This window comes from Actinoplanes sichuanensis (assembly GCF_033097365.1).
Lineage (GTDB): Bacteria > Actinomycetota > Actinomycetes > Mycobacteriales > Micromonosporaceae > Actinoplanes > Actinoplanes sichuanensis.
The window spans coordinates 6,047,522-6,061,432 of record NZ_AP028461.1; the positions used below are offsets into that span (position 1 = coordinate 6,047,522).

Sequence of the window (13,911 nt, forward strand, 5' to 3'; positions counted from 1 at the left end):
CTGGAGCGGGGCGGCCTCTGCCCGGTCGTCTAGCGTGCAGAGGCGAACGCTTCCCCTGAGGAGGGCCTCCATGAGTGACCGCCTGACCAGTCTGCTCGGTATCGAGCATCCGATCGTGCAGGGCCCGTTCGGCGGTGGCATGTCCGCGGTGCCGTTGACCGTCGCGGTCAGCGCGGCCGGTGGGCTCGGCTCGTTCGGGGCGAACCACTTGGCGCCCGACCGGGTCACCGCCCTGGTCGGTGAGCTTCGCGCGGCCGTTCCCGCCGGCCGTCCGTTCAACGTCAACCTGTGGGTGCCGCACCTCGGCGAGCAGGAGCTGCGTCCCTCAGCCGCCGACTTCGAACGGTTGCGGCCCCTCTACGAGCGCCTCGGCCTGCCGGTCCCCGAGGGTTACGCTCCCCCGCCGCTCTTCGACGACCAGATCGACGCCCTTCTGGCCGCTGGGCCACCGGTGATCAGCTTCGTGATGGGCGTCCCACCGGCCCGGGTGATCGACGAGGCCCGCCGCCGCGGCATCGTCACGCTGGGCACCGCCACGACAGTCGACGAGGCGGTGGCCCTGGAGCAGGCAGGCGTGGACGTGGTGATCGCCTCCGGCAGCGACGCCGGCGGTCACCGTGGCGCGTTCCTGCGCCCCCTGGCCGAGTCACTGGTGGGCACGTTCTCCCTGGTGCCGCAGGTGGCCGACGCGGTCCGGATCCCGGTGCTGGCGGCCGGTGGTATCGCCGACCGTCGGGGTGTGACCGCGGCACTGGCCCTCGGTGCTGACGGTGTCCAGATCGGCACCGGTTTCCTGGCCACCGCCGAGTCCTCGGCAAGCCCCGCACACCGCGCCGCGCTGGCCTCCCCCGACGCTCGCACAACCGTCCTGACCAGGATTTTCTCCGGCCGGCACGCCCGAGCGATCCTCAATCCGCTGATCCGCGAACTGGCCGCCGAGGAGGACAGCGTCCCCGCGTATCCGGTGCAGAACACCCTGATGCGCCCTCTGCGGGCCGCCGGCGCGGCCCGAAACGACGCCACCTATGTCAACCTGTGGGCGGGTCAGGCCGCCGCTCTGTCCCGCCCCGTCCCGGCCGCCGACTACCTGAAGTCCCTGCTCTAGCCGTTCAGCCGGCGGGCCAGGAGAGTGAACGTGTTGGGGAGGCGGCCGTTCCAGGCGGCGGCGTGCACTCCCCCCATCCGCCAGAACGGCTCGGGGTGTTCGGCCAGGTGGAGTAGCCGCAGACCGGCCGAGGTGACCGCGGTGACGATCTCGGCCAGAGTGCGCTGCCATTGGACGGCCCCGCCCGCCGGGAACGAGTCGTTGACGTGGCTGGGCGCGAAATAGCTGCGGTCCGGTCGGATCCCCGGCTCGTCGGGGTCCCAGGTCCACAGCGGTGCGGCGGGATGCTCCTCGTAGATGAAGAGATGACCGGACGGGCGCAGCAGACGGACGATGTCGGCGGCCCACGCCTGCAGATCGGGCATCCAGATGAGAGCGCCCTTGCCGGTGTAGACGAGGTCCGCGCAGCCGTCGGCCAGTGGAGCTCCGGGCAGGGCGGCGACCACATAGCGGCAGTCGGCGCCGAGTTCGGTGGCCCGGCGCTGGGCGGCCCCGGCGGCGACCTCGCTGTAGTCGACACCGGTCACCGAACGGGCACCGGCCTGCAGGAGCCCGATGTCGTCGGTGCCGTGGCCGCTCTGCCAGTGGACGACGTCCGGTGCGGTGCGCAGCACGTCGTGCAGCAGGTCGCGTTCGAGTGTGGTGAGGGAGGTGCCGGAGGCCGCCTGGGCGAGCAGTTCCGAATACTCGCGGACGTGTTTCTCGGAGGCCGCCTCCCAGGCGTCCCGATTGGCCCGGGTCGTCGTATCCATCCCTCGACCATTCAGCACAGTCACTGCCCGGTCCAACGCAATAGCACCTCGGTCGAGCCGCAGAACGCGCCGGCCGACTGACCGGCGCGCTGTGGCCGTACCGAAATCAAATGAAGAGGGAGATGAGCATCACGCAGGCAAAACCGACCACCGAGATGATCGTCTCCATTATCGACCAGGTTTTGATCGTCTGACCGACGGTCATGCCGAAGTATTCCTTGACCATCCAGAAACCGGCGTCGTTGACGTGGGAGAAGAATAGTGATCCGGCACCGATCGCCAACGCCAGCAGGGAGACCTCGGGGCGGTCCAGGGTGGCGGCGAGCGGGGCCACGATTCCGGCCGCGGTGATCGTGGCGACCGTTGCCGAGCCGGTGGCCACTCGGATTCCCACAGCCACCAGGAAGCCCAGGAGCAGGGCGTTGATGTTGGCGTCACGGGCGGCGTCGGCGATCACGTTGCCCACTCCGGCGTCTACCAGGACCTGTTTGAAACCGCCGCCGGCCGCGACGATCAGCAGGATTCCGGCGATCGGCGGAAGCGCGCCGCCGAGAACGGCATTCGTTTCGCGGCGGTCGAAACCGGCTCGGTGACCGAGTGCCCACATGGCTACGAACACCCCGGCGAGAAGGGCGACCACCGGTTCGCCGACCACCTCGAGAATGTCGCGGACGCGGTCGCCTTCGGGGAGCAGCAATTCGGCGGCGCCGCGGGCCAGCATCAGCGCGACCGGAAGCAGAACGGTGAGCACGGCCGCCCAGAAGCCGGGATTGCGGCGCGGACCCAACTGCTCGTCGACCGATCTGCCGGGGCCGACCGGATCGGCGATATCGTCACGGTCGACGAAGTCCTGGCCACCGACGGGTCCGGTGGCCGGCCGATCGAGGTCAGCGGAGCCGCCGCCGGAGGAAGCCGTGCGAGCGGAGGGAGCGGCGTCGGAAGGACCGCCGGCCGCGGCCGACAACGCCGGGACCGGGAGCGGAACCCGCTTGGCGATGAAGTTGCCGAAGATCGGCCCGGCGACGATCACCGTCGGGATGGCGCAGATCAGGCCGAGCATCAGGGTGAGGCCCAGGTCGGCCTGGAGGCTTTCGATGGCGACCAGTGGCCCCGGATGCGGCGGCACCAGACCGTGCAACACCGACAGTCCGGCCAGCGCCGGGATGCCCAGGCGGAGCAGTCCCACATCGGTACGCCGTGCGACAAGCAACACGATCGGCACCAGCAACACGACGCCGACCTCGAAGAACAACGGCAACCCGATGAGCGCCGCGACCCCGGCCATCGCCCACGGCAGGGCGGCCCCGGAGACGCCGTTGACGATGCGGTTCACGATGCCGTCGGCGCCGCCGGATTCGGCGAGGAGCGCGCCGACCATCGAGCCGAGCGCGATCAGGACGCCGACCCCACCGGCCGTGGTGCCGAGCCCTTTGGTGAACGAGTCGACGGTGTCGGCCGGCGCGGCGCCCGCGGTGAGCCCGAGGACGCCGGCGCCGGTGATCAACGCGAGGAACGGATGCCATTTGGCCCAGGCGATCAGCACGACTACCGCCGCGATGCCGAGCACCGCCGCGAGCACGAGCTGGGCGGTGCCGGCATCGGTGATGGTCTCCGTCATGCGGCGCGTTTACCCCGCGGAAACAGTCCTCAATCCAGGGGTGAGCGGGTTGCCGGAGCCGGACTTGAGCGTGACCGGCGACTCCGGGAAGACGGCTGGGCAGTGGGTGCCCTTGGCGGGCAGGCGTCGTTCGACGAGGTAGGTGTCGATCGCGGCCCGGGCGCAGTCGCTCAGCCAGTAGGTGCCGTGCCCGACCCCGTCGTAGGTGAGGAACGTGGCGCTCGGCAGCTGACTCGCTAGGGACCGGCCCCACTGGTACGGGGTGGCGACGTCGTACCGGCTGTTGGCGAGCAGGATCGGCGGCAGTTTCGACGAGGCGTGCAGGCGGTGCGGCGGGTTGGTGACCGGGTACGGCCAGTTCTGGCAGGACGTCAGGTCGGTCCAAGCGATCGGGCTCAGTCGGGTGTGCGGGGCGAGCCGGTTCTGTTCCTTCTCCAGCTGCCGGAGGTTGCGGTAGGAGCCGACCTCGAAGCGGAAGTCGGAGCACATCACCGGAAGGTAGCCGTAGGGGGTGGGCTCGCCCCGGTGCCGCGCCCCGGATCCGCCACCGTTACCGAAATAGATCAGATCCTCGGCCAGGTAGAACCAGTCGGCGGGGTCGTACATGTAGCCGAAGACCAGCGAGACCAGGAGCTCCGGGGAGATCGGGAAACCGTCGACGATCAGCTTGCCGGCCTCGGCGCGGGCGTACAGGTCGTCGAAGTACGCGAGTGCGCCCTGTTCGTGCAGCGCGCATGCGGTGGTCCGGTCGCACCAGGCCGTGAACTGGAGGAACGAGTCCTCCATGGCCAGCGTCTCCCACTTCTGGTAGTCGGCGATGCTCTGCGAGTGGTCCATGTTCGAGTCCAGCGTCATGGCCCGGATCCGGTCCGGGAACAGCTCGGCGTACTGCTGGCCGATCATTGTTCCGTAGGAGACGCCGTAATAGCTGATCTTGCGCTCGCCGATGGCGGCCCGGATCGCGTCCATGTCGCGGACCACGCTCGCCGTGTCGACGTACTTCACGAGCGGCCCGGACAGATCCCGGCAGGTCTTGACGAGAGCCTTGTTGGCGGCCCGCAGCGCCGCGTACTCGGACGGGCTGTGCGGGTACAGCACGTCCCCCTGCGCGCTGACCGCGTCGCTGTCGCAGTTGATCACGTTGCTGCGGGCCTGACCGCGCGGGTCGAACCCGATGACGTCGAACCGGTCGGTGATCGTGTCCGAGAATGATTCCCCGGCACGGTAGGCGAAGGTCACCCCGGAGCCGCCCGGACCACCCGGGTTGATCAGCAGCGGGCCGATCCGCCGGGACGGATCCGACGCGGGCAGCTTGGCCAGCGCCAGAGTGATGGTCGAGCCACCCGGGCGCGACCAGTCGACGGGAACCTCGAGCTCACCGCAGACGACCCGATCCGGAGCCTCATCCTCCGGGTCACACGGGCCCCAGGCGATCGCATCCGCAATCGATCCCGTCCCGGCCGGTTGCGCGGCACGGGCATCTCCCGGCGTCACCGCCGCGAGCAGGGCTAACACCATCAGCGGTACGGCCAAACGAACACTTGAGCGACGCATGGGCAGACCTCACGTGTCGACGACAGAGTCGCGCCCCATTTAAGTCTGCCGATGCAAGGGAAGCGCGATCAGCGACCGGACAGCTGAGCCTTCACGCCGCGGGTCAGGTCGTCACCGAGGATTTCGGCGTCGCCGCGGGCGATCGCGTCGAGGGCGAGCGCCGCCACCTCGGCCGGGTCGCTCTTCTGATCGGCCGGGACCGCCGCGGCCATGTCGGTGTCCATGTACCCGACGTGCAGGCCGGTCACCACGATCCCGCGCGGGGCGAGCAGTTCACGGCTGGCGTTGGTGAGCGCCCACGCCGCCGCCTTCGCCGCCGAGTAGGAACCGTATCCACCGGGATGCAGCCAGGACAGCACGGACAGCACGTTGAGCACCGCTCCCCCGCCGTTGCCCTCGATGACCGGCGCGAACGCCCGGGTGGCGAACAGCGTGCCGAAGTAGTTGGTCTCCATGTCGAGCCGAATCCCGTCCAGATCCCCGTCCAGGACCGGCCCGCCGACGGCGACGCCGGCGTTGTTGATCAGGAGGGTGGCATCGGCCGCGGTGACGGCCGCCTTGGCCACCGACTCCGGGTCGGTGACGTCGAGCTGGAGCGGAATCGCTCCGGGCAGGTCGACGGTCTCCGGGTTTCGGGCCGCGGCGTAGACCTTGGCGCCACGCTGGAGCAACTGAAGGGCGAGCTGGCGACCGAACCCGCGGTTGGCTCCGGTGACGACGGCGACTGCGTTGTTGAGTTCCACGGGGATTAGATTATGGCCATCATCTGAAAACCGCCAGAGCCTCCCGAGGTAATAGATGACACACATAATCTATAGTTGCGGTCATGGGACGGGTGTCGCAGGCGCAGGCCGCCGAAAACCGGGAACGCATCGTGGCGACGGCAGCACGCCTCTTCCGCGAGCACGGAATCGCCGGCGTCAGCGTCGCCGACGTGACAGCCGAGGCCGGCCTGACGCACGGCGGTTTCTACAAGCACTTCGCCTCGAAGGACGCGTTGGTGGCCGAAGCGGTGACCCGAGCCTTCGCCGACCAGGCCGCGACCCTCCGCCCACCGACCGGCGCCCCCGACTCGGCCCCCGCCGCCAACCCGGTCCACGCCCTCGGCTCGGCCCCCGCCGCCAACCCGGTCCACGCCCTCGGCTTGGCCCCCGCCGCCAACCCGGCACACGCCGCAGACTCGACTCACGCCCCTGACTTGGCCCCCGCCGCCGGCTCGGCCCACGCACCCGACTCGGCCACCGGCCCTCGATCTGCGGGCGACGTGAACGGTGAGTTTCCCGCGAACCAGGCCGAAGGCCCCACGCCCGGGGATGCCGATCAACGGCGGGCATTGATCAGCGCCTACCTGTCTGCGGCGCACCGCGACGATCCCGGCAGCGGATGCCCCTCAGCCGGTTTCGGCGGCGACGTGGCCCGAGCGACAGGCGGCGACGCGACACGGGCGGCCTACGCGGCGGGTGTCGAGGGTTTCGCCCGCTTTCTCGGCAGCGGCCAGGAGCCGGACCTCGCGGCCCTCAGCACCATGGTCGGCGCCCTGATCCTGTCCCGCGCGACAGCCGGCACCGAACTCTCCGACCGAATCCTCGCCGCCGCCCACGAAAGCCTGACCAAACCGACCGTGCCGTAGACCGGCGGCGACTGCGGCCCGTCAACACCCGATCCGCGTCAAGGAGCCAGGCAACGAAAAGCGCACGGCGAAGATCGAGGCAGCAGAACCGACCGCCCCGCGAAACAGCGCCCCAACCAGCAGCCCGAAACAGCGGCCCGGAACAGCAGCGCGGAGCAGCGGCCCGAAACAGCAGCCCGAAACAGCAGCGCGGAGCAGCGGCCCGAAACAGCAGCCCGAAACAGCAGCGCGGAGCAGCGACCCGAAACAGCGGCAGCGGACCACCGGCCCGGAACAGCAGCGCGGCTGGAACCGGTGTCAGCGGCTGCAACCGCTGGTCAGCCGAGGGGTAGGCCGTCCTGGAGCAGGGTCAGCGCCTTCTCCAAGCGGTGGTAGTCGTGAAGGGTCATGCCGTCGGTCAAGACGCGGTTCGATGGGAGGACCGCCAGCATGGCGCCGACCGCGGCGCCCGCCGTGACCCGGGCCGAGAAGTCGTCGGCGGGTAGGCCCGCCCGCTCGGCGATCGCCTCGGCGACCAGGTCGATCGCGTCGGTCATCTGGTGCATGATGCGCGCTCTCAACTCAGGGACTCCGAGCGCTAGAGCCTGGCGCCGGCGCTCGAACTCCCACGTCTCCGGGCTCATGTTCGAAAAGACCTCGTGCACCGCCCGCAGGATGGCCTCGACCGCCTGGAACTCGGCCGGCTGGGCGCGGATCGCGTGGACCAGCACCGCGTCGACGTCGTCGACCAGGATCGCGGCCTCCTTCGTCGGGAAGTAGCGGAAGAACGTGCTCGGCGAGATCTCCGACGCCTCCGCGATCTGCTCCACCGTCGTCGCGGCGTAGCCCTGCTCCTCGATCAGCCGCATCGCCTGCTCGCGAATGGTGGCGCGGGTCTTCGCCTTCTTACGGGCGCGCAGGCTGTCCGAGGGGGCGCTCATACTCCCGATTCTGCCAGCACCGCCGCTGGTCGCCCGGTGCGCGCACCGCGCGGCAGGATCATCAGGGCCAGGACCACGCCGGCCGCTGCGACGCCGCCGGAGACGACCAGTGACAGATCCATGCCGTGCACGAACGCAGCCCGTACTGCGGCCAGCAGGTCGTCGTCGCCGAGGCGCTGGGCCACGGCGGCTCCGGCGGCGGCGCTGTCGCGCACCTGCTCCCCCGCCGCGTCGGGCAGTGCCGAGCGATACCCCGCATTCAGCACCATGCCCAGGACGGCGACCCCGATGGCGCTGCCCACCTGGCGGATCGCCTGAATCAGGGCATTGCCGACCCCGCTGCGCTCGGCGTCGAGGGTGCTGATCGTGACATTCATCGAGGTGGGCATGGTGAGGCCGAGGCCGACACCGGCAACGCCGATCCAGGCGCCGACCACCGCATAACCCGCCGCGGCGTCGGTGGCCGCGCCGGTGAACAGGGCGGCGGCCATCAGCGCGAGACCGGCGGCGATCACCACTCGCGGGCCGAACCGGGCGGCCAGTTTCTCACCGACTCGGGCTCCGACCATGAGGCCGCCGATCACCGGCAGCAGCCGGACGCCGGTGCCGAACGCGTCGGCTCCACCGACTGCCTGGAACAGCTGCGGCAGCGCGAACAGCAGACCGAAGAAGGCGAACCCGGCGATGGTGGCGAGCAGCGTACCCCCGGCGAACGACCGGTTGCGGAAGAGAGCGAGATCGATCAGCGGCGCGGCGGCCCGTCGCTGCCACCACACCAGCGCGGCGAGCGCGAACAACCCGACCGCGATGATCACCGAGGCACGCAGGTCACCCCAGCCGCGCTCGCCGGCTTCGATGATGCCGTACGTCACGGCGACCAGCCCTGTCGTCGACAGCAGGATGCCGGGCAGATCGAACCGGCGGGCCCGGTCACCATACGACTCGGGCACGAGGACCGCGACCGCGATCAGCCCGAGCACGACGATCGGCAGGTTGATCAGGAAGACCGAGCCCCAGTGGAAGTTGTCGAGCAGCCAGCCGCCGAGCAGCGGGCCGAGCGGAATGCCGAGGGCGTTAGCGGTGATCCAGATGGTGAGGGCGCGCGGGCGCTCCCGCTCGTCGAAGAGGACGGTCAGCACCGCACCGATCAGCGACATGATCACGGCCGAGCCGAGGCCCAGGACCGCGCGGGCGGCGATGAGCTGCCCGGTGGTGTCGGCAAGGGCGCAGGCGGCGGACGCGACCCCGAAGATCGCCAGCGCGATCAGGAGCAGGCGCTTGCGGCCGAACCGGTCGCCGAGCATGCCGGCCGGCAGCAGCGCCGCGGCCAGGACCAGCAGATACGAAGTGGTGAACCACTGGAGGTCGGCGGTGGTGGCGCCGAGATCACGGGCCAGCGTGGGCAGCGCGACGCTGAGCACGGTGCTGTCCAGCCCGATGACGACGGTGCAGAGGGCGAGGGCGGCCAGGGCCGACCATCGGTGAGCTGTTCTGAAAGCGACCATGAAATGAAGGTAGCTCTCAAAAAAGAGTCACTGCCAGATTTGCTGTGTGCCTTCTCAGGGTCGGCGTGCCTCCTGCGAGCCTTGCGAGGTTGTGTCACGATCTTGGATGGCGTTTCCGGGGTCAGCCGATTTCCCCAGGCCAGTGATGTGCGGAGGATCGATTTCCGATGAAGAAGGTGCTGGGCTGGCTCCTGGTGTTCCTGCTCGTCTTCTGGATCGGCACCAACCCGGGCCCGGCCGCCGAGGTGGCCCGCAGCATCGGTGACGGTATCGGGGACATCTTCAGCAACATCGGCACGTTCTTCGTCGAGCTCGCGAACGGCGATTGACCCCGGCATGCGGCTGCTCTTCGCCGGGCTGGCGACCGTCGACCTGGTACAGCGGGTCGAGCGGTTCCCCGGCCCCGACGAGAAGGTGCAGTCCGCGTCGGTGGATGTCGCCGCCGGTGGCCCGGCCGCCAACGCGGCGGTCACCGCGGCCGCGCTCGGGGCCACGGTCACCCTGGTCAGCGCGGTGGGTGCGCATCCGCTCGGCGATCTGGTCCGGGCCGATCTGGCGACGCACGGGGTCACCCTGATCGACATCGCGGCGGACTCGCCGGAGCCTCCACCGGTCTCGGCGGTGACGGTCCTCGCGTCGACCGGTGAACGCACCATCGTCAGCCGCAACGCCGGCAACCGTACGGTCGCGGCACCCGCGGACGGTCTCCCCGACGCCGACCTGACCCTGGTCGACGGGCATCACCCGGGGCTCGCGGTGGCCGCGGCCCGCAGCGCCCGCCGCCTGCTCGTCGACGCCGGAAGCTGGCGGCCGGTCTTCGCCGACGTCTTCCCGCACGCCGAGGTGGTGGCCTGCTCAGGCGACTTCCGCCACCCGGACGCCACCGCCGGCACCGACGAGGCGACCGCCGCGGCTGTTCGAGCCGTCGGCGTGACGAACGTGGTGATCACCCACGGCCCGGAGCCGGTCCACTGGTACGGCCCGGCGGGCACCCGCGGCAGCGTGCCGGTACCGGTGGTCTCCGCGGTCGACACCGCGGGCGCCGGCGACGCCTTCCACGGCGCCCTCGCGGTCGCCCTGGCCCGCGGCGATCTGGACCTGAAGGCCACGATCGCCTACGCCTCCCGGATCGCCGCGATCCGAGTCACCCACGCCGGCCCTCGGGCCTGGCTCTCACACCTGCCCTGACCCAGCGACGCCTGGCGCGGAAAAGCCGCCAAACCGGCGCAAAAAGGGCCACCGACCCGGCACGAAAAGGGCCCCGGGCCGGCGCAAAGGGCCCGACCCGGCGCGAAAACAGCCCCGGGCAAGCACGAAATGGCCGCCGGGCCGGCGCGAAAACCCCGCCGGGCTGGCGCGAAAACACCGCCAACCCGGCGCGGAAAGGCCGCCGGGCCCGGCTGAACCACGGAGAACCGGGCCCCGGCGGTCGCAAAAAGCAGGTCAGACCGTCTGCGCGAGACGATCCGCGAGGAGCTTGGCGAACCGGGCCGGATCCTCCAGGTCACCACCCTCGGCGAGCAGCGCCGTCCCGTACAGCAGCTCGGCCGTGTCCGGCAGGGCCGCGTCACCGGCGCTACGCTCGTGCGCCGCCCGCAGGCCGGAGACCAGCGGGTGGTTGGGGTTGAGCTCGAGGATGCGCTTGACCCGCGGCCCCTCCTGCCCCATCGCCCGGTACATCTTCTCCAGTGCCGGGGTGATGTCGTCGGCGTCACTGACCAGGCAGGCCGCCGAGGTGGTCAGCCGGTGCGACAGTCGCACCTCCTTGACCTGCTCGGTCAGTTTCTCGGTGAGGAAGCCCAGGAGCGGGCCGAAGTCGCCCTCGGGCTCCGGCTTCTCCTCATCCTTCGGCAGGTCGACCGAGCCGCGGGCGATCGAGCGCAGCTTCTTTCCGTCGAACTCGGGGACCACGTCGACCCAGATCTCGTCGACCGGATCGGTGAGGATCAGCACCTCGTAGCCCTGCGCCTGGAAGGCCTCCATGTGCGGCGAGTTCTCCACCTGGGAGCGGCTCTCGCCGGTCAGGAAGTAGATCTCCTCCTGCCCTTCCTTCATCCGCTCCACGTAGGCGGCGAGGGTGGTCGGCTCGGTGCCCTCGGTGCTGGCGAACGACGCGATCTCCAGGATCGGCTTGTGGTTGTCGGGCTCGGCGAGCAGGCCCTCCTTGACCGCCCGGCCGAACTCGCGCCAGAACGTCGCGTACTTCTCCGGGTTGGCGGTCTGCAGGTCCTTGATCGTGGACAGCACCTTCTTGACCAGGCGGCGCCGGATCATCTGGATGTGCCGGTCCTGCTGCAGGATCTCGCGGGAGATGTTCAGCGAGAGGTCGGCCGCGTCCACCACGCCCTTGACGAAGCGCAGGTAGTCGGGGATCAGCTCCTTGCTGTCGTCCATGATGAAGACGCGCTTGACGTAGAGCTGCAGACCGCGGCGAGCGTCCCGCTGGAACAGGTCGTGCGGGGCCCGAGACGGGATGAAGAGGAGCGCCTCGTACTCGAAGGTGCCCTCCGCCTTCATGTTGATGATCTCGAGCGGGTCGGTCCAGTCGTGGCTGATGTGCTTGTAGAACTCGTGGTACTCCTCGTCGGTGACCTCGCTGCGTGGCCGGGCCCACAGCGCCTTCATCGAGTTGAGCGTCTCGACCTCGTCACCGTCGACCTTGCGGATCGGGAACGAGATGAAGTCCGAGTACCGCTTGACGATCTCCTTGAGCTTCCACGCGTCGGTGTAGTCGTAGAGCGCGTCGTCCTCGTCCTTGGGGCGCAGGTGCAGCGTCACCGTGGTGCCGACCGGCGCGTCGGGCGCGTCGTCGATGGTGAAGGTGCCCTCGCCGGCCGACTCCCAGCGGGTGCCGTGGCCCTCGGTGCCGGCTTTGCGGGTCACCAGCTCGACCTTGTCGGCGACCATGAACGTCGAGTAGAACCCGACACCGAACTGGCCGATCAGCTCGGGGCTCTCCTTGGCCTCCTTGAGCTTGCCCAGCAGCTCGGCGGTGCCGGATTTGGCGATCGTGCCGATCAGCGCCACGACCTCCTCGCGGGTCATGCCGATGCCGTTGTCACGAACGGCCAGCGTGCGCGCCTCGGCGTCGACCGCGATCTCGATGTGCAGGTCGGAGGTGTCCGCCTCGAGCCCGTCCTGCAGCTTCGCCAGGCGCAGCTTGTCCAGCGCGTCCGACGCGTTCGAGATCAGCTCGCGCAGGAAGATGTCCTTGTTCGAATAGATCGAGTGGACCATCAGCTGCAACAGCTGGCGCGCCTCGGCCTGGAACTCCAACGTCTCCATCGTCACCCGTTTCCGTCATGTCCGGTGGTACGACCCGATCGTAGAGCGCCGCCCGACCCCACCGGTCATCCGGCGTCGAACCAGGGCTCCCCAGCAGCCCAGCGGGCCACCCATGCCGCGAATCCGGACTCGAACGGCATCGCGCCCTCACCCGAGATCATCCAGACCCGCCCCCGGTGCGGGCCGGTGACGACCAGATGCCAATTCATCCCGCAGCCGTCGGTGCCGAGCACGATCGACCCGTCGTCGAACACGCTGCGCAGCCGATCCTTGTCGGGCTCGTCGTCGTCGCCCTCCCACAACCATGGCCCGGTCAGCGGGAAAGGCCTGGTCAGGTCACGCTCGGAGCCGTCACTGCCGTAGTCGGAGGGCAGGTCGCCGAGAGCGACCAGACCATACTCCGGTGGGCCGGCATGCGACCCGTCGGACACCTCGGCCACGAACGAACGATAGGGCTCGGGCAGCACGACACCGTGCCGCTGCTCGAAAGCGTGCACACCGGGCCAGCCTAGGGCCGACTCACCGCCGTCGTCAGCGCCGACGGCGTCGCGCAGCGCGGCCAGGACATCGGGATCGACATGCTCGATGCTCATGGCCGGAAGTAATACCAGCCCGGTCCGACAATTCTGCGAACCTCCTGGTCAGGACACGCGCTGGATGGATCCGGGCGGGGGCGACGGGACCGCTTCCGGATGCAGGATCGCGGCGATCGCCTCCACTCCGGCCACGAGCCGCGGCCCCGGGCGTACCACCAGGCCGTCGCCGTCGATCGCCCACACCGAAGCGGCGGGGAAATGCGGGACCACCGCATCGGCCTGCCGGATCGCGCCTTCCAGGTGGTAACCGCATGGGGTGACCAGCACGATCTCCGGCCGCGGAGCGGCCAGTTCGGCCCACGAGACCTGCACCGACCGGCGGCCCGGTCGGGCCGCGACGGGTTCGCCGCCCGCCGCCGTGATCAGATCCGGCACCCAGTGCCCGGCGGTGAACGGCGGATCCACCCATTCCACCACGGCCACCCGGGGGCGAGGCCGCCCGGCCACCGCGGCGGTCACCGCATCCAGCCGCTCCCGCAGACCGGCCACAAGATCAACACCCCTTTCCGGTACGCCCACCGCGTTCGCCACCACGCGGAAGGTGTCCAGGACGTCATCGAGGGTGTGCGGGTCGAGGGACAGCACCTCACTACGGCAACCCAGGTGCCCGAGCGCCTGGTCGACGTGCCCCGACGGCAGCGCGCAGACCCGGCACAGATCCTGGGTGAGGATGAGATCCGGATCGAGTCCGGCGAGTGCCCCGGCGTGCAGCGTGTACAGGTCGCCGCCGGCCGACATCTGGGTACGCACGTAGTCGTCGATCTCCCCAGGGGTCATCCGGCTGGTGTCGCGGCCGCCGACCACGACCGTCTTCTCCGAGCGGGCCGCCGCCGGCTCGTCGCACTCGAACGTGACTCCGACCAGGTCGTCGCCGAGCCCGAGGGCGTACACGATCTCGGTGGCGGACGGAAGCAGGGACACCAGGCGCATACCCCCATACTCCCGG

Annotated in this window: 13 protein-coding genes; 4 read left to right on the top strand and 9 right to left on the bottom strand. The window is 69.9% G+C overall.

Annotation, left to right across the window (positions count from 1 at the left end):
- Positions 1 to 70 precede the first annotated feature (70 nt).
- On the top strand, positions 71 to 1,105 hold the full coding sequence (locus Q0Z83_RS27955; protein WP_317796983.1) for an NAD(P)H-dependent flavin oxidoreductase: 1,035 nt from the start codon (positions 71 to 73) through the stop codon (positions 1,103 to 1,105).
- On the opposite strand, the gene Q0Z83_RS27960 is transcribed toward Q0Z83_RS27955, so the two are convergent.
- The 4 genes from Q0Z83_RS27960 to Q0Z83_RS27975 all read right to left on the bottom strand — a co-directional run bounded on the left by Q0Z83_RS27960 (position 1,102) and on the right by Q0Z83_RS27975 (position 5,772).
- Entirely contained in the window at positions 1,102 to 1,857 is a 756-nt protein-coding gene (locus tag Q0Z83_RS27960) for a class I SAM-dependent methyltransferase (RefSeq protein ID WP_317796984.1), read from the bottom strand. The two genes, Q0Z83_RS27955 and Q0Z83_RS27960, sit on opposite strands and share 4 nt — an antisense overlap.
- Before the next feature lie 106 nt (positions 1,858 to 1,963).
- Positions 1,964 to 3,475, bottom strand: a complete 1,512-nt coding sequence (locus tag Q0Z83_RS27965; protein ID WP_317796985.1) for a GntP family permease — start codon at positions 3,473 to 3,475, stop codon at positions 1,964 to 1,966.
- A 9-nt stretch (positions 3,476 to 3,484) separates the two neighbouring features.
- Positions 3,485 to 4,993 (bottom strand): alpha/beta hydrolase, encoded by a 1,509-nt coding sequence (locus Q0Z83_RS27970; RefSeq protein ID WP_317796986.1) that lies wholly within the window; start codon positions 4,991 to 4,993, stop codon positions 3,485 to 3,487.
- A gap of 104 nt (positions 4,994 to 5,097) precedes the next feature.
- Positions 5,098 to 5,772 (bottom strand): SDR family oxidoreductase, encoded by a 675-nt coding sequence (locus Q0Z83_RS27975; RefSeq protein ID WP_317796987.1) that lies wholly within the window; start codon positions 5,770 to 5,772, stop codon positions 5,098 to 5,100.
- 83 nt (positions 5,773 to 5,855) lie between these two features.
- On the opposite strand from Q0Z83_RS27975, the gene Q0Z83_RS27980 reads away from it, so the two are divergent.
- Positions 5,856 to 6,659, top strand: coding sequence for a TetR/AcrR family transcriptional regulator (locus Q0Z83_RS27980; RefSeq protein ID WP_317796988.1), 804 nt, complete (start codon positions 5,856 to 5,858; stop codon positions 6,657 to 6,659).
- A gap of 317 nt (positions 6,660 to 6,976) precedes the next feature.
- Here Q0Z83_RS27980 and Q0Z83_RS27985 read toward each other — a convergent pair whose 3' ends face one another.
- Together Q0Z83_RS27985 and Q0Z83_RS27990 are read right to left on the bottom strand one after the other, a co-directional pair.
- Positions 6,977 to 7,579 carry an acyl-CoA-like ligand-binding transcription factor gene (locus tag Q0Z83_RS27985; protein ID WP_317796989.1) on the bottom strand — a complete coding sequence of 201 codons (603 nt, stop codon included), beginning with the start codon at positions 7,577 to 7,579 and terminating at the stop codon, positions 6,977 to 6,979.
- Positions 7,576 to 9,084: an MFS transporter gene (locus Q0Z83_RS27990; RefSeq protein WP_317796990.1), complete on the bottom strand. Its 1,509-nt coding sequence runs from the start codon at positions 9,082 to 9,084 to the stop codon at positions 7,576 to 7,578. The genes Q0Z83_RS27985 and Q0Z83_RS27990 overlap by 4 nt, the downstream gene beginning before the upstream one ends.
- A gap of 167 nt (positions 9,085 to 9,251) precedes the next feature.
- Between Q0Z83_RS27990 and Q0Z83_RS27995 the strand changes: the two genes are divergently transcribed.
- Together Q0Z83_RS27995 and Q0Z83_RS28000 are read left to right on the top strand one after the other, a co-directional pair.
- Positions 9,252 to 9,413 (top strand): hypothetical protein, encoded by a 162-nt coding sequence (locus Q0Z83_RS27995; RefSeq protein WP_317796991.1) that lies wholly within the window; start codon positions 9,252 to 9,254, stop codon positions 9,411 to 9,413.
- A gap of 7 nt (positions 9,414 to 9,420) precedes the next feature.
- Positions 9,421 to 10,272: a PfkB family carbohydrate kinase gene (locus Q0Z83_RS28000; RefSeq protein WP_317796992.1), complete on the top strand. Its 852-nt coding sequence runs from the start codon at positions 9,421 to 9,423 to the stop codon at positions 10,270 to 10,272.
- 255 nt (positions 10,273 to 10,527) lie between these two features.
- On the opposite strand, the gene htpG is transcribed toward Q0Z83_RS28000, so the two are convergent.
- The 3 genes from htpG to Q0Z83_RS28015 are packed head-to-tail and all read right to left on the bottom strand — an operon-like array spanning position 10,528 to position 13,895.
- Positions 10,528 to 12,375: a molecular chaperone HtpG gene (htpG, locus tag Q0Z83_RS28005; RefSeq protein WP_317796993.1), complete on the bottom strand. Its 1,848-nt coding sequence runs from the start codon at positions 12,373 to 12,375 to the stop codon at positions 10,528 to 10,530.
- 59 nt (positions 12,376 to 12,434) lie between these two features.
- Positions 12,435 to 12,962, bottom strand: a complete 528-nt coding sequence (locus tag Q0Z83_RS28010; protein WP_317796994.1) for an SMI1/KNR4 family protein — start codon at positions 12,960 to 12,962, stop codon at positions 12,435 to 12,437.
- A gap of 48 nt (positions 12,963 to 13,010) precedes the next feature.
- Positions 13,011 to 13,895, bottom strand: a complete 885-nt coding sequence (locus Q0Z83_RS28015; RefSeq protein ID WP_317796995.1) for an ABC transporter substrate-binding protein — start codon at positions 13,893 to 13,895, stop codon at positions 13,011 to 13,013.
- Positions 13,896 to 13,911: the final 16 nt, after the last annotated feature.

What these genes read in the sequence shown, in the direction of transcription:
- Q0Z83_RS27995 (WP_317796991.1), top strand. Translation starts at nt 9,252, where the DNA reads ATGAAGAAGGTGCTGGGCTGGCTCCTGGTGTTCCTGCTCGTCTTCTGG.
- Q0Z83_RS27985 (WP_317796989.1), bottom strand. Translation starts at nt 7,579, where the DNA reads ATGAGCGCCCCCTCGGACAGCCTGCGCGCCCGTAAGAAGGCGAAGACC.
- Q0Z83_RS28000 (WP_317796992.1), top strand. Translation starts at nt 9,421, where the DNA reads ATGCGGCTGCTCTTCGCCGGGCTGGCGACCGTCGACCTGGTACAGCGG.
- Q0Z83_RS27970 (WP_317796986.1), bottom strand. Translation starts at nt 4,993, where the DNA reads ATGGTGTTAGCCCTGCTCGCGGCGGTGACGCCGGGAGATGCCCGTGCC.
- Q0Z83_RS28010 (WP_317796994.1), bottom strand. Translation starts at nt 12,962, where the DNA reads ATGAGCATCGAGCATGTCGATCCCGATGTCCTGGCCGCGCTGCGCGAC.
- Q0Z83_RS27955 (WP_317796983.1), top strand. Translation starts at nt 71, where the DNA reads ATGAGTGACCGCCTGACCAGTCTGCTCGGTATCGAGCATCCGATCGTG.
- Q0Z83_RS27960 (WP_317796984.1), bottom strand. Translation starts at nt 1,857, where the DNA reads ATGGATACGACGACCCGGGCCAATCGGGACGCCTGGGAGGCGGCCTCC.
- Q0Z83_RS28015 (WP_317796995.1), bottom strand. Translation starts at nt 13,895, where the DNA reads ATGCGCCTGGTGTCCCTGCTTCCGTCCGCCACCGAGATCGTGTACGCC.
- Q0Z83_RS27980 (WP_317796988.1), top strand. Translation starts at nt 5,856, where the DNA reads ATGGGACGGGTGTCGCAGGCGCAGGCCGCCGAAAACCGGGAACGCATC.
- Q0Z83_RS27990 (WP_317796990.1), bottom strand. Translation starts at nt 9,084, where the DNA reads ATGGTCGCTTTCAGAACAGCTCACCGATGGTCGGCCCTGGCCGCCCTC.
- Q0Z83_RS27965 (WP_317796985.1), bottom strand. Translation starts at nt 3,475, where the DNA reads ATGACGGAGACCATCACCGATGCCGGCACCGCCCAGCTCGTGCTCGCG.